The sequence below is a fragment of the Mycobacterium sp. genome, from assembly GCF_019247635.1.
In the GTDB taxonomy this organism is placed as follows: domain Bacteria; phylum Actinomycetota; class Actinomycetes; order Mycobacteriales; family Mycobacteriaceae; genus Mycobacterium.
Genome location: NZ_JAFBAR010000092.1, coordinates 1 through 16,538 on the forward strand (window position 1 = coordinate 1; position 16,538 = coordinate 16,538).

Consider the following 16,538-nt stretch of genomic DNA (forward strand, 5'->3'; position numbering starts at 1 on the left):
ACGCGATGGCGTGCCAGGCATAAGGCTAATGGTTTGCGCAACCACGAGGCAGCCTGAATGAGAGAACGCTAGCTACTACTTATGTCGAGTACGGCTGGATCGCCCCGCGACTGCGGGTCTCAAGCACGTTGCGTCGTCGCTACGAGTAGAGCGGCACCCAAACGCCGAAGAACCAGTAGCCCCAACCGCCGAATTGCCAGTTGAAGACCGGGATGACGGTAAAGGTGTTGTAGGCGAACGGTCCGAAATCGCGGCGCGCGATGACCTCGTCACGCGGAGGCCGGTCCCATGGCCGGTTCCAGCCACCGGGAGGCGGCGCGCCGTCCCACCGCGCCGTCCCACCCGCCGCGGGGCGGGGGGCCCACCCAGTTGGGCGGCGCGTGGCCGGGAGCCGGGCCGTCGTTGTAGCCAAACCCTCGTGGCGGCGGCGGAGGTGGCGCGCCGTGATCGGCTGGGCTGAAACCGGCCGGCGCCTTGCTGGGACCGCCGACCTGGTCTGTGCCCCGTTCGAACGCTCCGTGCGGAACGTAGGCCGGGTGCGGCGGCTGGGTGCTCGGCGCGACCAGAACCGGAGTGGTCTGCGGGCCGCCCGACGGCGTGCTTTGCTGGCCCGGCGGCGTGGTCTGCCCACCCGGCGCCGTGGTCGGACTCGGACCGCCCGACGCGGCCCTCACCTCCCCGCGAGTGTGAACCTGGCGACGCTTTCTCGGCGTGTCGCGTCGCCTACTTCACACTCGGGCCGGCGGGAGGTCACCCGACGGGCGTGATCCCCGCGTCCGAGATGGCGAAGCCACGTCCCGAGGTAACGGTGCAGGTGACGCCGGTGGCCGCTGAGACACAGCTGAATGGCCCCAGGGCGACGGTCTGGCCGTACGCGAGAATCGGGGTGCCCACTCCCGCATTGCCCAAACAGCTGTCGCCCGTACACGGGTGTACCCCACCGTCGCTTTCCATGTGCACTGACTGCGGCGGCCGGACGGTCTGACAATAGGCGGAGTCGGGTCCGACGCGCCCACCGGTGTCCAGTTCGCAGCTGATGTTGTGCGACGGGGTGTAAAAGGAGCACACCTGCGTCGTACACACAGGGTTATCCGCGGCTGCTTTCGGCATAGCTGCGTAGGAACCGAAAGTCATTGCCAAGCAGGCAATTCCGGCCGCTGCCGACAGACTCCGCACAGGGTATCGGGGTCCACGAGCAGCCGCGCTTCTGGTAACCCGGCACTGATGTGTTGCGGCGCAGTATCTTTCACTCAAATCAGACCTCCTGACATGCTGGTGCGGCGTGCGCATCATCCTTCATCGATATGGCGGGTGAGGAAGGCCAGAACCGCTTCGGCGAAGATGTCGTTGCGGTCACCGGCGACCATATGGCCGGCGCCGCGGACGTCGGTGAATTCGACTTGCGGGAAACGCGCCAGGAATTCGTCGGCGCTCTCCTGGCGGACCAGATCGCTCATCTGGCCCCGAACCAGCAGCATCGGGACGCCGTCGCGCAGGATCGCAGCAACAGCCGTGTGCATGCGGTCAGCGTCGGTGACCTCGAACGGCGGAAACGCCGCTCGGCCGCTGATGAACTGCGGATCCCAGTGCCAATACCAGCGATCCCCACGGCGACGCAGGTTGGTGGTCAAGCCGTCCAGGTCAGTGGGTCGCGGCCGGTGCGGGTTGTATGCGGCGATGGCGTCAGCGACTTCCTCCAGCGAACCGAACCCCGACTCCACCCGGTCGGCCATGAAGTCGTGTATCCGGTTGGCCCCGGACTGGTCCATATTGGGCACGATGTCCACCAACACGACGGCGCTGGCGATGCCCGGCGAGAGCTCCCCCGCCAGAATCATCGACGTGAACCCGCCCAGGGAGGCGCCCACCAGCGCCGGCTTCGGGGGCAAGGTGTGCAGCACCTCTTGGACGTCGGCTGCAAAGGTGACCACCCGGTAGTCGCCCCCGTCCGACCAGTCGGACTCCCCGTGCCCGCGCAGGTCGATCGTGACGGCTTGCCAGCCACGTTTGGCGACGGCCGCGGCCGCGCGGCCCCACGAGCGGCGGGTCTGCCCGCCGCCGTGCAAGAACACCACGGCGCGCGCTCGCGGATCACCGAGGCGATCGGCGACGATCCGGACGCCGTCAGCGGCCTGGGTCGAGAAGAGTTCGGGTGCCATGCCCATCAGGAAATCGTAGAACCCGTCCGAATCAGGCAGTTCCGAGCGTGTAGTCGGCCGCCCAGCAGTCACCGGTCGAGGACATGCCCGGGACGGCACAGACCCGAGAAAGCACGGTGCACCGAAAGCAGCCACGCCGCATGGCCCTGCGACGAATATTTCGTTGAATTTCGCCGCCCACAAGGGGTTTGCCGTCGCCGCGCTGGCCGCAGCCGCGGTTTGTGACCGACCGCTAATGGTCTCGCGGACCCCGGCAAAGCTTAGCGATCCGCTGGACAAATCTGCCCAGGGGATTTCGCGCCTGCTGGGAGTCCTTGATCCTGCTCAGCGTTTCTTCGCCCTCAGCTGCATAGTCTTTGACCGTTTCGTCGCCTTCTTCGGCGCGCATGCCAAATCTCCGTTCCTGGATCGTCTTACGCCGGCCGACGTTCCGGCGGGTCGGCCGGAACCAGCCGCTCCGGCGGTTCGGCCGGGGTCAGTCGCTCGGGTGGTTCCGTGGGCGTCAGTCGCTCCGGTGTTTCTCCCGGCGTGCCGGGTTCCGGCGGTCTCTGCGGCGCCCCGAACCCGACGCGGGACAGCGGGTACGGCTCGTCGAGCGCGTCAATCATCATCACTCCTCCGATCGACTCAACGTGGCCTACCCGTCGGGGAGGTTCCCAAACAACTCTTGCGGGGCGGCCGAATCGCCAGGGGGCCCAGCCGGCTGAGGGTATTCTAAAAGATATTGAGCTGCAATGGCTTTCGGCGCACCCTTTCGGCGCACCCTAGGAAGTCGCCCCTAAAGGCGTTCCCTCCATCCAACCTCCGCCGCAAGCTGGTGAATGCCCAGCTAAAGAGACTAAAACTTGACGCAACCGGCGGTTGTCGCCGTGATCGCGGCTGCCACGCCGCAGCGCGCAGACAACGCCGCCTACAGCGCGTGAATTCCTTTGTACAGCACCATCAATCCAATCACGATCAGCACGGCCGCCAGCAGCGCACCGTGGTGTTGCTCCATCCAGTCTTTGAGACGCGACAGCATATTGTCGAGCCGCTCGCCGGCCGCCACGTATGCCAACACCGGAACGGCGACCGTTGAGGCCGCCAGCGCGACGAAGAACGCGGCGGCCAGCCACTCGCCCGCCGTGGCGAGAGTGCTGGTGCCGATCGCGAGGCCGGCCGCCGCGCAGATGATCACGACCTCGGGCCGGATCACCGCCAGCACGGCCCCCGCCAGTGCGGCACGTGCCGGGGTGAAATTGGAAAACGAACGCATCCAGCGCGGCGGATCGGTGTCGCGATGCCGGGTCAGCCACCGGTACACGCCGAACCCGATGAGCGCCAACCCGAGTGCGACCCGCAGCCAGGACGCCCACGTCGGCGGCGTTTTGTGCAAAGCCGCGAAGGCACCGGAGGCCGCATCGGAGGCGGCGGTCAGGGCGGCCAGCCCGAGCAGCCACCCGCCCAGGAACGCCAGGCCGTTGGGCCGCGCCCGCGGCGCCTGCAGGAGCAGCACGGCCGGAATCACCGTGATCGGTGAGAGGGCAACGACGAGCGCCAGCGGAACAAGTGCGCTCAGCACGGAGCCCCAACTTCCTGCCACGGGCAGCAATCTTTGCACCGACACGCTGCGCACGATCACGCGCCGTCGACGAAACCTACGTTTGGGGCCGTGCGTTCCAGGACACGGTGTCCTTGCTGGCCTTGATCGGCGTGCTACTCGGCGGAGTCTTGAGCAGGTTGCCGCGCAGGCTGCCCCGCCCGGTGCGCACGGCCACCAGCAGCCAGGTGGTCAGCAGGCCGGCGTAGGCGACCACCCCGGCAACTTTGAAGGCCGGCAAATGCGTGTGCAGCGCCAGTTGCGAGGTCCCGGTGACGAAGGTGCCGACCGGGAAGGTCAGGCTCCACCACGTCAGGGCGAACGGCATCCCGCGGGCCAGCGTGCGCACCGTCAACGCGGTGGCCAGCGCGATCCACAGCACCGCGAAGCCCCACACCGGAACGCCGTAGAGGATGCCGAACGTGATCATGTCCTGAGCCAGGGCCTGGTCCACGGCCGGTTTGGCGGCAGCTCCCAAAAGCCCTGCGGCCGTTATGGATTGACCAAGCGGACCCAACACGATCCACAGCGTCGGGATTCGCGCACTACCCGAGGTGCCGTACAGGGTCAGTCGGCTCCAGATCATCACGATGATGTTCAGCGAGGCCATCAACGACAACCCGAACATGGCATAGCAGCCATACAGCATGGTCTCGCGGCCCGTGCCCGCGCCGATATGCGGGAGCAGCAAGGCGCCGGACGCGGCCGACACCATGGGTGGCACCACCGGCATCAACCACCCGCCGAACGCCGCATCGGGCTCCACCTGATGCTGGGTGAACATGAGGTACGGAATGGTGACCGCGGTGAACAACCCGCCGAGGGTGCCCGCGGTCCACAGCACCCAGTCCAGGTCGACGGCGACGCGCTGGCCAACGAGGTCGCGGCCCACCAGCATGGCACCGCTTCCCACGGTCAAGAGCGCCATGGGTGCGGCACCGTAGAAGTGGGCCAGCTGTGGATTGCGGGCGTGCGTGCGTGCCACCGTGGGGTGACGCACCCAGTGACCACCCACCAGGACGATCAGAATGACCAGCAGCACCGCGGCGATCACCCAGACCACTTCGGTGAACACGCGCAGGCCTACCACCTGCAGGGGCAGTCCCGCGCCGGCGGTGGCCACGATCCCGGTACCCATTACCGAGGCGAACCAGTTGGGTCCGATATTGCCCAACACCTCGACCCGGGTCGGCGGCGACGGTTCGCCATCCGGGTTTGCGGTGCTCATAGCTGAGCAACCTTATCGCATCGGTCGCGCGCGTACTGCCGGGCCGGCGGATATGTTTGTCCCGGAAGCATTTTCAGTGCAGCCATTTGGCTGTCGCACGTAAAGCGTTGTGGTGCAGGCCATGTCGGCCCGCCCCGGGCGACTACCACCTTGCCACTTCCTTTGCCGTCCGGCGCGCATACACTGCCACTGTGCTTCTCCTTCGACAACGAGGTATGCATTCGCGGAGGGTTCCGCTGCTGGTCGGGATCGCCGTCGTCCTGGTGATAGCGATACTCGCGCTGCCGATCAAACAAAGGTGTGGTGCGCCGTACTACACGTGTGCCACGACGTTGGACGCGCAGGGCAATGCGCATTACTACTACGAGATCGAACCGCTCGGGGTATACCTCGCGGAAATCGTGACGGGCACGAACATCCGCGTTTTCTACGAGTCGGGCGAGGACACGGTAAAAGCCGTCAATGGCTGACGTTCGGGAGGCAAAATGCTCAAACACCTCGGCTTAGCGGGGTCGACGGCGGTCGTGGCGGGATGCGTGGTAGCCGGGATGCTGATGGGTGCGGGGACACCGCGGCCATCCGTTGCCAGCCCGCGACTGGTCGCCGTCGCGCACGGCGGGTGCGGCCCGAACGCCTCGTGTCCCGATGCGCCCGCGGCTGACGGTGGTGATCAAACCACGGCCGAGCAGCGCGTCATCGAGGGCTACATCGCCAAGCAGCAGGGTTGCACACCGGATACCCCTCCTAATCCTCAATCCGTCACCTGGGATCCCCCCGGCTTCACACCCAATATCGGTGGCACGGGCGCCATCACGGACGCCAGCCCGGCCCTGGGCGGCCACTTCCGCGCCGACTGGGTCAACGGCCGTTGGCACATCGAATACCCGTACTGCTGACGGCCGACCGCGCGACTGCGTTAGCGCCGGAACGGCTTTCACACCGACGTCCGCTGAGTCATGCCCGATCGGGGTTGCCGATGGGCGGCGTTCTGCGATGCACACTCGGCGACGCCAACAAGGCCCGCCCCGGCCGAGGCGCTGTGCACGTTCGCCTCGCAGTTACCTGAGCTGGGGCAGACTGGTCGGAGAAACATGCAGGTAGCGCAGCGAAACAGGCCAGTTCGGGCTAACTGAAACCACCCCGCGGCCGCGGTGAAGCTGCCCACACCACACACGCTCTGTTGGGGTGTTCTTAGCAAGCTGTCGCATACTTAACGCCATGCGACAAGCGACATCCCCGCAAACCGCCGCCGCGGCGGTGACTGGGTGATGCGCACGTGACTGGCCGAGGCTTGTAGTGACACGCTCCGGTGGCAGTCACCGCCACCGTCTCCCCCGCCAGCAGTCGCGAGTCCGCAAAGGGCTCGCGCGGGGCTTTATGTCGCTGATATCGGTGGCGTCGGTGCTGCTGACCGGCGCGGGGTATTGGGTGGCTCACGGTGCGCTGGGCGGGATCACCGTCTCGCAGGCCCTGACCCCGGACGACCCCCGGTCCAGCGGCAACAACATGAACATCCTGCTCATTGGACTGGACTCGCGCAAAGATCAAGACGGCAACGACCTGCCCTACTCGATCCTGAGGCAACTGCACGCGGGCGATTCCGATGACGGGGGCTACAACACCAACACCCTGATCCTGGTGCACGTCGGAGCCGACGGAAAAGTCGTCGCCTTTTCGATCCCCCGCGACGACTGGGTGCCGTTCAACGGCGTCCCGGGCTACAACCACATCAAGATCAAGGAGGCGTACGGCCTCACCAAGCAGTACGTCGCACAGAAGCTCGCCAACCAGGGGGCAAGCCAAAAAGAGCTGGAGACCAAGGGCCGCGAAGCCGGTCGTGCCGCGACCCTGCGCGCGGTGCGAAGCCTGACCGGCGTTCCCATCGACTATTTCGCGGAGATCAACCTCGCAGGTTTCTACGACCTGGCCCAGACCCTGGGTGGTGTCGACGTGTGCCTCAACCACGCCGTCTACGACTCCTACTCCGGAGCTGACTTCCCGGCCGGACGACAGCGGCTGAACGCGTCACAGGCGCTGGCCTTCGTCCGGCAACGGCACGGCCTGGACAACGGGGACCTGGACCGCACACACCGGCAACAGGCGTTCATCTCGTCGGTCATGCACGAACTGCAGGAGTCGGGCACCTTTACCGACCTGGATCGCCTAAACAGGCTGATGGCCGTGGCGCGCAAAGACGTGGTGCTGTCGTCGGGGTGGGACCAGGACCTGATCCAGCGACTGGGCGGCCTGGCAAACGGGAACGTCGAATTCCGCACCCTACCGGTCGTCCGCTACGACGAGATCGACGGCCAGAGTGTCAACATCATCGACCCGGCGGCGATCAAGGCCGAGGTGGCGAAGGCGATCGGCGGCGCCGTCACCACAGCCCCGGCGCCCACCACGCCCCCGAAGCCCAACGCCTCCACCGTCGTGGACGTGGTCAATTCCGGCAGCATGGGCGGACTGGCCTCAGAGGTATCCCGCGCACTGAAGAAGCAGGGTTACACCATAGGCCAAATCCGCGATCGCAACTCCGGTGAGCCGACAACCAGCAGCGTCGCCTACGGTCTGGGAGCCGACGCAGACGCCCATAACGTCGCCGCCCTGCTCGGCATCGACCCCCCGAGCCAACCCGACCCCACCCTGGCCCCCGGACACGTTCAGGTCACCGTGGACACCAATTTTTCGTTGCCGCCCATGGACGACGCCACCACCACGACAACGACCACCAAGTCCAACACCTACTCGGGGTACGGCGGGTACGGTGCCACCACCACCTACCCGACGCCCAACGAAGGCAAGCCCATCGACGGCGGCGGCGTGCCGTGCGTCAACTAGGGCGCAGAGTTAGTGGCGCGCACGACTAATCACGCGTGCGTGCCGCCGTCGATGCGGATCTCCGTGCCGGTGATGAATGCCCCATCCTGGGACACCAGCATCGCGATCACGCCGGCGATCACCGACGGATCGGCCATCCCGGCGCCGCTGGATTTCTCCGTGGTGGGCAGGATCGGCATCAGCCTGGTGAACAGCGACCAGTCGGCGTCCTGCGGAATGTATCCGCCAGTCGCATCGGTGATCCCGGACTTGATGCTGCCCGGGCACACGCACACCGCGCGCAGTCCGTCCTTCGCATATTCCAGCGCCAGGGAGTGCGTGAACGCCTGGACACCGCCCTTGCTGGCGGCGTAGGCGGCCATGTAGGGATGGGCGAAGGACGCCGACGTGGAGCTGAAGTTCACGATTGCGCTGCGCGAGTTCGCCAGCAACGCCGGCAGTGCCTCGCGGACCACCAGGAAGGTGCCTGTGAGGTTGACGGCGAGGATCTGATTCCACAGCTTGGCACTGGTCTGGTGGGTGTGCGCGGCGCGCAGGATGCCTGCGGCGTTGACCACTGAATCCAGTCCGCCGAGGGTCTGGGCGGCCGCGCGCACGCCGTCGATCACCGAATCCTCGTTCGCCACGTCCATCGGCAGGGTGGTCAGCCGGTGCCCGGCCCCGGCCGCGTCGGCGCGGGCACCGGTGGTGTCCAACCCGTCCGCCGCGACGTCGGCGGCCACCACGATCGCGCCTTCGTCCAACAGCCGCAGCGCGGTGGCCTGGCCGATCCCCGACGCGCCGCCCGTCACCAGGATCCGCTGGCCCTCGAGCCGATTCACGTCACACCACGCCGCGTAGTGCGTCGGCACCGAATATGGGCTCCATCATCGCGGAGTAGTCCGGACCGCGACGCAGGATGTGCCCCCCGTCGACATTGATGCACTGTCCGGTGATCCAGCTGGCCGCGTCGCTCAGCAAGAACATCGCGAGGTTGGCCACGTCCTCGACCTCGCCGAACCTCGGCAGCGGCGTGCAGCGGGCGTAGTCGCCGCTGATCTCCGGTGACTGGATGACGCTCGCCGCAACGAGATCGGTGCGGATCAGCCCCGGGCGGACGCTGTTGACCCGTACCCACGAGGCCCCGAGTTCGTCAGCGGCCAGCATCATCATGTGGTCGATGGCGGACTTGGTGACCCCGTAGGGTCCGAACCAGCGGTGGGTGTTGCTGGCCGCGATCGACGAGATCCCGACGAAGGAGCCGCCCCCGCCGTGCACCATCTCGCGTGCGGCGTGCTTGAGCACGTACATGGTGCCGTTGACGTTGAGGTCGACGGTGCGTCGCCAGGCCGCCGAGTCGGTGTGGGTGATCGGCCCGACGGTCTCGGAGCCGCCCGCGCTGTGCACCACCCCGTCCAGGCGCCCGTGCCACGCCGTGACCGCGTCAACCGCGCGGGCGACCTCGTCCTCGTTGGTGACGTCGGCGGGCTCGTAGCGGATCGAGCCGCCGTTGGCGCTTTGCTGTTCGATATCTGTGACGGCCCCGTCCAGCCGATCCGGATTGCGGCCGACGATCATGACCGACGCCCCGGCCGCAACCAGGCCGGCCGCCACGCCCTTGCCGATTCCACTGCCACCACCGGTGACCAGGTATGTCCGGTCCTGGAATGAAAGCTGCACGCGAGCCCCTTACGCTGAACTGAAACAGGTTCTAGTCATAGAACCATGCGGCCACCGCCGCGCACGTCGCTGGCCTGACGAACCCGGTCGCGGACGCACACCCGCCCCACGATTTGATTCGGCGTCCAGGGCGACAACGGTCGAGTGACCTACGCCCTCAGCGCAGAATGAACGCCGCTGCGCCGCGCTGCGCCGCTACGGCGCGCCGCTATGGCGTGTCGCGGCGGGCCACCTTGGTCGGCTTCGCGGCACGCCAGTCCTCGACCTCGGGCGGCAGGCCCACCGGGAACCGATTCTCGTTGTGGGCCGCCCAGTGTGCGTGCCCGAGCTCGTGCAGATGGAACGCGTGCCGGAGCGCCTCGGTGAATCCCATCGCGTCGGAGGCGGCGTTCACCGAATCCTTGACCAGCAGCGAGGCCATCGTGGGCCGCTCGGCGATTCGCCGCGCGAATTCCAGAGTCTTGTCCGCCAGTTCGTCGAGCGGAAACACCTTGGACACCATGCCGAGCCGATAGGCCTCCTCGGCATCCAGCGAATCACCGGTCAGCAACAGCTCTTTGGCCTTGCGTGGACCGAATTCCCAAGGGTGAGCGTAATATTCGACGCCGGGCATGCCCAGGCGCACCGCGACCACGTCGCTGAACTTCGCATTGTCGGCCGCCACGATCAGGTCGCAGGCCCAGATCAGCATCAGGCCCGCCGAGATCGCGCTGCCCTGCACCTGGGCGATGGTGATCTTGCGCAGATCGCGCCAGCGGCAGGTGTTGTTGAAGAAGTAGTGCCACTCCTGGTGATAGAGCTTCTCGATGATCGGATCGAGGGTGGCGCCGCGCGACCGAAAGCTCGGATGCTGGGCGGGGCCGGGCTGGCGTTCCAGCAGCGCCTGCTCCGATCCCAGGTCGTGACCGGCAGAGAAGTTCTTACCGCGCGCGGCCAGGATCACCACCCGGACGGCGTCGTCGGCCTCGGCCCGTAGGAACGCCTCGTCGAGCTGGACCAGCAGGGTGCGGCTCTGCGCGTTCTGGGCGTCGGGCCGGTTCAACCAGATCCGGGCGATGCGGCCCTCGTCGAGGGTTTCGTAGGCAACCAGCTCAGCGGAAGCAGCGTTGTCCGCTGCGGTGTCGGCTTGGTCGGAGAGAGTCATTCCGCCCACCTAACGTGTTTGGGGCCTTGATCCTGGACCGGGTATCGGTCCGTTACACATTACGGCCAGTGTGTAAGAAGGCCGCTGCTGGGTAGTCGCCAGCCACGACCCGTTACGGGCTGTCCGTCACACCCTTTAGAGTTGTCTCATGCCTACTAAAACTGATCCTGGCGAAATCGGTGATGTGGAGCCGGTTGCCGACAGCACCGCAAGCCAGGCCAGAAGGGTCGTGGCCGCCTACGCGACCGACGCCGACGAGTGTCGGGTTTTCTTGTCCATGCTCGGTATTGGACCGTCGAAACTAGACGCCTAAATGGCTGTAAGGGGAGGCAAGCCCGCAGAGTCCGGGGATTCCGACTTTGTGGTGGTCGCTAACCGCCTGCCGGTCGATCTGGAGCGGCTCCCCGATGGCACCACGACCTGGAAACGCAGCCCGGGAGGTTTGGTCACCGCCCTGGAACCGCTGCTGCGCCGGCGGCGCGGCGCGTGGGTCGGCTGGCCCGGCGGTGTGGACAGTGACGGCGACGAAGAAGACGCGCCGATCGAGCAGGACGAGCTGCGGCTTCAGCCGGTCCGCCTGAGCAATGAGGACGTCGCCGAGTACTACGAGGGGTTTTCCAACGCCACACTGTGGCCGCTGTACCACGACGTCATCGTCAAGCCGATCTACCACCGCGAGTGGTGGGAGCGCTATGTCGATGTCAACCGGCGCTTCGCCGAAGCCACCTCGCGGGCGGCCGCCCCCGGCGCGACGGTGTGGGTGCAGGACTATCAGCTGCAACTGGTCCCGAAGATGCTGCGCGCGCTGCGGCCGGACCTGACCATCGGTTTTTTCCTGCACATCCCCTTCCCGCCGGTGGAGCTGTTCATGCAGATACCGTGGCGCACCGAGATCGTCGAAGGGCTGCTCGGGGCGGACCTGGTCGGGTTCCATCTCCCCGGGGGTGCGCAGAACTTCCTGTTCCTGTCCCGGCAGCTGGTGGGCGCGGAAGCCTCACGCGGAGCGGTCGGGGTCCGGTCGCGGTTCGGTGAGGTGCAGTGGGATCGTCGCACCGTTCGGGTGGGCGCCTTTCCGATCTCCATCGATTCGGGCGCGCTCGACCGCGCCGCCCGCGACCGCAACGTGCGGCGCCGGGCCCGGGAAATCCGCGCCGAATTGGGCAATCCCCGCAAAATCCTGCTCGGCGTCGACCGGCTCGACTACACCAAGGGCATCGACGTCCGGCTGAAAGCGTTCAACGAGCTGCTCGCCGAGGGCCGTGCCAAACGCGACGACACCGTGCTGGTCCAGCTGGCCACCCCGAGCCGCGAACGGGTCGAGAGCTACCAGATCCTGCGCAACGACATCGAGCGCCAGGTCGGACACATCAACGGCGAGTACGCCGAGGTCGGCCACCCCGTGGTGCACTACCTGCACCGCCCGATACCCCGCGACGAACTCGTCGCCTTCTTTGTCGCCAGCGACGTCATGCTGGTCACCCCGCTGCGCGACGGGATGAACCTGGTGGCCAAGGAGTACGTCGCCTGCCGCAGCGACCTGGGTGGCGCCCTGGTGCTCAGCGAATTCACCGGGGCCGCAACCGAATTGCGGCAGGCCTATCTGGTCAACCCGCACGACCTCGAAGGCGTCAAGGACTCCATCGAGGCCGCGCTCAACCAGACGGTCGAAGAGGGACGGCGCCGGATGCGCTCGCTGCGCCGCCAGGTGCTCGCACACGATGTGGATCGCTGGGCACGGTCGTTTCTGGATGCGTTGGCCGAAGCTCATCCGAAAGGCTTGGACTGAGCCCGCAACGCTGTGATACTCGATGCAGCGCTTCCGGCGTGAAGGGAGGACCGACGTGAAGATCCGTCGCGGTTTGGCCGCTGGTGTCGGCATCGTTTCGATCGTCGCGCTGGGAATTGCCTCGAATTCCGGTGAGCATGCGAGCGCGATCGGGCCGCCGGCGGACGGCAAGTACGTCTTCAACCAGGCGGGGATATCCGGGGTCACCTGGACGGTCACGGCGCTCTGCGACAACGTCAACGGAAGTCGTTACTACAAGGACTATTCCAACCCGGACATCATGGCGGACTTCTGCTCACTGAACGTGGTGAGCGCGACGGACGAACAGATCAGCCGCGCCGACCAACAGCAGAACTTCAGCAGCCGAGCCCGGTTGGTGGGCGGACTGTGGACGTTCGTGGTCAAGGTGGCCGACGGTGTGTCCTGCCCGGGCGGCGGCGTCGCGCCAACCACCGAAACCTATGCGTTCGACGACGGGACGCTCAACGGGACGCACACCACGTTGCACGGCGCCGTGTGTGGCCTGCCGTCGGACATGAAGAAGCAGCCGTTCTCGCTGCAGCTGGCCGGACCGCCGCCCAGCCCCATCCAGCGGTACCCGATGCAATGCAACATCATCGCGCAATGCAACTAGGGCTGGCGTGAGCCTCGGCGAGCGCCGCCGGACTAGATCGGCGTGATGTAAGCGATCAGCCACTTGCCGGCGATCCGCTTGAAATCGACCCGCAGGCGGCTGCCATCGTAGAGCGGCTGTCGCGTCTTGTCGGTCACGGTCCGATTCAGATAAACCATGACCGATGCCGAATCACGTTTGGCCGCAATGACACCCACGCCGACCACGTTGGCCTGGACCACCACCTCGCGCTTCTTCGCCTCCGGGATGATCTGCGTATTGGCGCTCTTCTGGAACTCCTGGCGATAGTCCGGCGTCAGCCACGGGTACACGTCCGCGAGACTGCGTTCGACGGTCTGGTAGTCGTAGCCGAAGACCTGCGGTATCTCCCTGGCGGCCAGTTGCGGCAACACCGCGCGCGCCGCGGCCTCACCGCGACTCTGCACCCGATCCCAATAGAACCAGCCGCCGACCGCGGACAGCCCAATGAAACTCGCGACCAACAGGAAACCGAAGACCTTGATCAGCAAGCGCGACCAGCGCCGCATCAATTCCCCCCGTCGGGATATCTCAGGTCGTAGCCGGTCATCCGGCCGGTCTCGTCCTCGTGCACGATGACCCGCAACCGGTAGGGCATGGACGGCTTGTTAACCCCGTCGATGTCGGCGACCGTCACCCGCACCGACACCAGCACCGACGCGTTATTGGTCACCGCATCGACACCCTCGAGGGCCGCGCCGTTGACCACGGCTTCCGACGTCGCGTTGGTTTGGCGGTATAACGCCTTGATGTTCTCGACGTTGTTGTTGGCACTGAGCATGCCGCGCAGCGGTCCGCTGGTGCCATCGACGAAGCGGTTGACGCTCTCGTCGATGGTGTCCTGCTTGTAGCTGTACATGTTGACCACGGTTTGCGTGGCAATGTCGACGAAGCGCTGGTCGCGGGCCTGCTCGGCCTCGGCGGCGCGGTGCTGGTTCACCAGCAGGTACACGCCGGTGGCCATCGCGGCGACCGCCACCAGCACCGCGGCCAGCGAGATCCACGCGACCCGGACACCGGGCGCGCGCCGTCGGGGCGGCGGTTTGACGGGCGACAGCGACTTCACGGCCTTGGCCGGCTTCTTTTTGGGTTCGCTCGAGGCTTCCGTTTCGGCCGGATCCTCCGACACCTCGAGCGGGAGCCTGGTCTCCCCGGTTTCCCCAGTCGCCCCGGTCGTTTCGGCCTTCGCCGGCCCCGCCGCGCGGGACGCCCGGCGACGCGCACGTTGCGTCGTCGGCTGTGCGTCCGTCGTCGCGTCTGCGTCCGTCGTCGCGTCTGCGTCCGTCGTTTTGAGGGCCATTACATCGGCCTCGGATCAAGCATCAGGTCCACCCAATTCTCGGCAGCGGATGCGCCGTGCACACCGGGCCCGAAAAGACCTGTGCCCCCTGCCGGGTCGGTGAAGGCGCCGGTGGTTTGGTCGTAAGTCGTGTACGTCGGACCGCTGGCCTGCGGTTGCCCGCCGGGCGGCGGCCCCCACGGCTTCTCCGGTCCCGGACCTGCCGGCGGAGGATTGATCCCTTCCGGCGGTGCCGGCGGCGGCAACCACTTCGGGTACGGGAGCTGCGGCGGTACCGGTGGCACCCCGGGCGGCATCCACGACGGGTTGCCCGGCGGCGGCCCGCTGTCGTTGGGCGGCGGCGGATCGTACGCCGGCTGATGGTTCGGCAGCGGCCCCGGCCCGGGAGTCACGCCGGGCGGCGGCGGTCCGACGATCGGAATGCCCGGATCCGGCTCAGCGCCCGGCGGGATATACGGGAACTTGTTGGGCGGCAGCACGTTCAGGCCGTTGGTCACCGGCGTGTTGTACGGGACGGGCGGCCCGCGCCAGGGGTTGCGCCCCACCGGCACGTAGCCTCTCGGATCGCGGCACAGCTGGATCGTCGGTGCCCGTTTGCCGGGGAATTCCTGGCACGGATAGTTCCGCGCACCACGCACCGTACTGGGGTCGTTCTGGGCGACCTTGCAGTACATATCCCGCGGTAGTTCGCGCACGGTCTCGTCGGCCGGGGAGCGCATCAACGGCGGGGGCAGAAAGCCCACCGCGCACGGCGGCGGGTCGTTGAGGTCCAGCTTGAAGTCCAGCTTGGCGCCCTCGTCCGGAGGAGTGCCGCCGGCGGACGTGGTGATCGCGGCGAACAGCGCCGGCAAGACCACCAGTAGCTGCTCGATCGACTTGTGATAGATCACACCCACCCGGCCCAGGTTGGCCAGGCTGGCCGCCAGCGTCGGGAAGGAGGGCCGGATGCCGGTGAACGCGGTGTTGGCTTCGTCGATCGCGCCCGGGGCCGTGGCCAACGTGTTGCGCAGCTGCGGATCGGCCTGACTTACTTCCGAGGTGAACCGCGCCAGCCCGTCGGCCAGCGACTTGATGTCGGCGCCGGCGCGAATCTGAGCTTGCAGGAAGGGTCCCGCCTGGTCGATCAGCTGCGAGACCTGCGGGTAGTCGGCGTTGGCCTCGTCCACCAGTAGCCGCGCCGATTCGACCAGGCGGGCCAGTTCCGGACCGGAGCCATTGGTCGCGGCGAACGTCTCACGCAGCAGGTCTCGCAGTTTGGTGTCGCCGAGGCTGTTGACCAGCGTCTCGGCCTTCTTCAGCAGGTCGGCGACGTCCTGGCCGATTCGGGTGTTCTGCCGGTCGATCCGGAATCCGTTGTGCAACTTGGTCGACGACGGGGTAGCCGGGGGGACCAGGTCGATGTATTGCTCACCGATCGCGGACACGCTTTTGACCGTCGCGGTGACGTTCGACGGAATGGGAGTGCCGCTGTTGAGGCGCATCTCGGCAGTGACGCCGCTGGGGTTCAGCTCTACCGATTCCACCCGGCCCACGGCTACTCCGCGGTAGGTGACGTTGGCGTTCTTGTATAGCCCGCCACCCGCGACGAAATCGGCGCTCACGCCGTAGGTGCCGATGCCGAACGTGGCGGGCAACCGCAGGTAGAAGATCGCCATCACCATCAGCGTGATCACGGTGATCACGGCAAAGATCGCCAGCTGGATCTTGGTAAGTCTGTCAATCATCGACCCCGCCCCTTACTGTCCCGTGGCCGTTCCGGGCGGAATCTTGAACGGGTCGGCTGCCTGTCCGGACAGGTTCGCCAGCTCACCGGTCAAGAAGTCGGGCGGGTTAAGGACCTCGGGCATGTGCATCATGTTGGGGTCCAACGCATACGACGTGGTGAAGAACGTCTCACCAAGCCGGCGCAAGGTGAGGTCGAAGGTGGTGAACACGTTGAGGTAGTCACCCCGCACCGCCTGCTTGATACCGAAGTTGGGGAACGGGAACGTCAGCAACAGCTGCAGCGAGGTGACGAAATTCTTCTTGTTGTCGCTGAGGGCCTTCACGACTGAATACAAGCCCTTGAGGTCTTCGGCGAAGTCCACCTTGGTCTTTGACAGCACATTTGACGTCACCATCGCCAGCTTCTTCAGCGCGGCGAAGGCCTCGACGATATGGTCCCGGTTTTTGTTGAGCACGCGAAGCGCCTCG

The 16,538-nt window shown here is 66.5% G+C and carries 18 protein-coding genes and 1 pseudogene; 6 read left to right on the forward strand and 13 right to left on the reverse strand.

Annotation, left to right across the window (positions count from 1 at the left end):
* Nucleotides 1–269: 269 nt before the first annotated feature.
* From JO236_RS15445 to JO236_RS15470, 6 genes are all read right to left on the reverse strand, one after another.
* Nucleotides 270–674 carry a hypothetical protein gene (locus tag JO236_RS15445; protein WP_416362256.1) on the reverse strand — a complete coding sequence of 135 codons (405 nt, stop codon included), beginning with the start codon at nucleotides 672–674 and terminating at the stop codon, nucleotides 270–272.
* A gap of 76 nt (nucleotides 675–750) precedes the next feature.
* On the reverse strand, nucleotides 751–1,083 hold the full coding sequence (locus JO236_RS15450; RefSeq protein WP_293331857.1) for a hypothetical protein: 333 nt from the start codon (nucleotides 1,081–1,083) through the stop codon (nucleotides 751–753).
* A gap of 206 nt (nucleotides 1,084–1,289) precedes the next feature.
* Entirely contained in the window at nucleotides 1,290–2,165 is an 876-nt protein-coding gene (locus JO236_RS15455; RefSeq protein WP_416362257.1) for an alpha/beta fold hydrolase, read from the reverse strand.
* A 407-nt stretch (nucleotides 2,166–2,572) separates the two neighbouring features.
* Entirely contained in the window at nucleotides 2,573–2,767 is a 195-nt protein-coding gene (locus JO236_RS15460) for a hypothetical protein (RefSeq protein WP_293331860.1), read from the reverse strand.
* Between the two features lie 302 nt (nucleotides 2,768–3,069).
* A complete protein-coding gene (locus JO236_RS15465; RefSeq protein WP_293331863.1) occupies nucleotides 3,070–3,741 on the reverse strand; it encodes a GAP family protein in 672 nt (223 codons plus the stop codon).
* Between the two features lie 55 nt (nucleotides 3,742–3,796).
* Nucleotides 3,797–4,966: a TDT family transporter gene (locus JO236_RS15470; protein WP_293331866.1), complete on the reverse strand. Its 1,170-nt coding sequence runs from the start codon at nucleotides 4,964–4,966 to the stop codon at nucleotides 3,797–3,799.
* Between the two features lie 215 nt (nucleotides 4,967–5,181).
* On the opposite strand from JO236_RS15470, the gene JO236_RS15475 reads away from it, so the two are divergent.
* The 3 genes from JO236_RS15475 to JO236_RS15485 all read left to right on the forward strand — a co-directional run bounded on the left by JO236_RS15475 (nucleotide 5,182) and on the right by JO236_RS15485 (nucleotide 7,804).
* Nucleotides 5,182–5,436: a hypothetical protein gene (locus JO236_RS15475; protein WP_293331869.1), complete on the forward strand. Its 255-nt coding sequence runs from the start codon at nucleotides 5,182–5,184 to the stop codon at nucleotides 5,434–5,436.
* A 15-nt stretch (nucleotides 5,437–5,451) separates the two neighbouring features.
* Nucleotides 5,452–5,862 (forward strand): integrase, encoded by a 411-nt coding sequence (locus JO236_RS15480; protein ID WP_293331872.1) that lies wholly within the window; start codon nucleotides 5,452–5,454, stop codon nucleotides 5,860–5,862.
* A 400-nt stretch (nucleotides 5,863–6,262) separates the two neighbouring features.
* A complete protein-coding gene (locus JO236_RS15485; RefSeq protein WP_293331875.1) occupies nucleotides 6,263–7,804 on the forward strand; it encodes an LCP family protein in 1,542 nt (513 codons plus the stop codon).
* A gap of 29 nt (nucleotides 7,805–7,833) precedes the next feature.
* Here JO236_RS15485 and JO236_RS15490 read toward each other — a convergent pair whose 3' ends face one another.
* The 3 genes from JO236_RS15490 to JO236_RS15500 all read right to left on the reverse strand — a co-directional run bounded on the left by JO236_RS15490 (nucleotide 7,834) and on the right by JO236_RS15500 (nucleotide 10,607).
* Entirely contained in the window at nucleotides 7,834–8,625 is a 792-nt protein-coding gene (locus JO236_RS15490; protein ID WP_293331905.1) for an SDR family NAD(P)-dependent oxidoreductase, read from the reverse strand.
* A gap of 1 nt (nucleotide 8,626) precedes the next feature.
* The gene (locus JO236_RS15495) at nucleotides 8,627–9,463 is read right to left on the reverse strand and encodes an SDR family oxidoreductase (protein ID WP_293331878.1); all 837 of its coding nucleotides are present in this window, start codon (nucleotides 9,461–9,463) and stop codon (nucleotides 8,627–8,629) included.
* A 208-nt stretch (nucleotides 9,464–9,671) separates the two neighbouring features.
* On the reverse strand, nucleotides 9,672–10,607 hold the full coding sequence (locus JO236_RS15500) for an enoyl-CoA hydratase (protein ID WP_293331881.1): 936 nt from the start codon (nucleotides 10,605–10,607) through the stop codon (nucleotides 9,672–9,674).
* A gap of 148 nt (nucleotides 10,608–10,755) precedes the next feature.
* On the opposite strand from JO236_RS15500, the gene JO236_RS15505 reads away from it, so the two are divergent.
* The 3 genes from JO236_RS15505 to JO236_RS15515 are packed head-to-tail and all read left to right on the forward strand — an operon-like array spanning nucleotide 10,756 to nucleotide 13,027.
* The gene (locus JO236_RS15505) at nucleotides 10,756–10,920 is read left to right on the forward strand and encodes a hypothetical protein (RefSeq protein ID WP_293331884.1); all 165 of its coding nucleotides are present in this window, start codon (nucleotides 10,756–10,758) and stop codon (nucleotides 10,918–10,920) included.
* A complete protein-coding gene (locus tag JO236_RS15510; RefSeq protein WP_293331887.1) occupies nucleotides 10,921–12,393 on the forward strand; it encodes an alpha,alpha-trehalose-phosphate synthase (UDP-forming) in 1,473 nt (490 codons plus the stop codon). It abuts the gene before it with no gap.
* A gap of 55 nt (nucleotides 12,394–12,448) precedes the next feature.
* The gene (locus JO236_RS15515; RefSeq protein WP_293331890.1) at nucleotides 12,449–13,027 is read left to right on the forward strand and encodes a hypothetical protein; all 579 of its coding nucleotides are present in this window, start codon (nucleotides 12,449–12,451) and stop codon (nucleotides 13,025–13,027) included.
* A gap of 32 nt (nucleotides 13,028–13,059) precedes the next feature.
* On the opposite strand, the gene JO236_RS15520 is transcribed toward JO236_RS15515, so the two are convergent.
* The 4 genes and pseudogenes from JO236_RS15520 to JO236_RS15535 form a co-directional block, all read right to left on the reverse strand.
* Nucleotides 13,060–13,554 (reverse strand): mammalian cell entry protein, encoded by a 495-nt coding sequence (locus JO236_RS15520; protein ID WP_293331893.1) that lies wholly within the window; start codon nucleotides 13,552–13,554, stop codon nucleotides 13,060–13,062.
* Nucleotides 13,554–14,345, reverse strand: a complete 792-nt coding sequence (locus JO236_RS15525; RefSeq protein WP_293331896.1) for a mammalian cell entry protein — start codon at nucleotides 14,343–14,345, stop codon at nucleotides 13,554–13,556. The genes JO236_RS15520 and JO236_RS15525 overlap by 1 nt, the downstream gene beginning before the upstream one ends.
* Nucleotides 14,345–16,069 carry a virulence factor Mce family protein gene (locus tag JO236_RS15530; RefSeq protein ID WP_293331899.1) on the reverse strand — a complete coding sequence of 575 codons (1,725 nt, stop codon included), beginning with the start codon at nucleotides 16,067–16,069 and terminating at the stop codon, nucleotides 14,345–14,347. Before JO236_RS15530 ends, JO236_RS15525 begins: the two co-directional genes overlap by 1 nt.
* Before the next feature lie 12 nt (nucleotides 16,070–16,081).
* A pseudogene (locus JO236_RS15535) lies at nucleotides 16,082–16,538 on the reverse strand (mammalian cell entry protein); the annotation flags it as partial.

Excerpts from the sequence above, each read along its gene's own strand:
- JO236_RS15480 (WP_293331872.1), top strand. The coding sequence starts at position 5,452 with ATGCTCAAACACCTCGGCTTAGCGGGGTCGACGGCGGTCGTGGCGGGA.
- JO236_RS15510 (WP_293331887.1), top strand. The coding sequence starts at position 10,921 with ATGGCTGTAAGGGGAGGCAAGCCCGCAGAGTCCGGGGATTCCGACTTT.
- JO236_RS15530 (WP_293331899.1), bottom strand. The coding sequence starts at position 16,069 with ATGATTGACAGACTTACCAAGATCCAGCTGGCGATCTTTGCCGTGATC.
- JO236_RS15455 (WP_416362257.1), bottom strand. The coding sequence starts at position 2,165 with ATGGGCATGGCACCCGAACTCTTCTCGACCCAGGCCGCTGACGGCGTC.
- JO236_RS15525 (WP_293331896.1), bottom strand. The coding sequence starts at position 14,345 with ATGGCCCTCAAAACGACGGACGCAGACGCGACGACGGACGCAGACGCG.
- JO236_RS15500 (WP_293331881.1), bottom strand. The coding sequence starts at position 10,607 with ATGACTCTCTCCGACCAAGCCGACACCGCAGCGGACAACGCTGCTTCC.
- JO236_RS15505 (WP_293331884.1), top strand. The coding sequence starts at position 10,756 with ATGCCTACTAAAACTGATCCTGGCGAAATCGGTGATGTGGAGCCGGTT.
- JO236_RS15460 (WP_293331860.1), bottom strand. The coding sequence starts at position 2,767 with ATGATTGACGCGCTCGACGAGCCGTACCCGCTGTCCCGCGTCGGGTTC.
- JO236_RS15475 (WP_293331869.1), top strand. The coding sequence starts at position 5,182 with ATGCATTCGCGGAGGGTTCCGCTGCTGGTCGGGATCGCCGTCGTCCTG.
- JO236_RS15520 (WP_293331893.1), bottom strand. The coding sequence starts at position 13,554 with ATGCGGCGCTGGTCGCGCTTGCTGATCAAGGTCTTCGGTTTCCTGTTG.
- JO236_RS15470 (WP_293331866.1), bottom strand. The coding sequence starts at position 4,966 with ATGAGCACCGCAAACCCGGATGGCGAACCGTCGCCGCCGACCCGGGTC.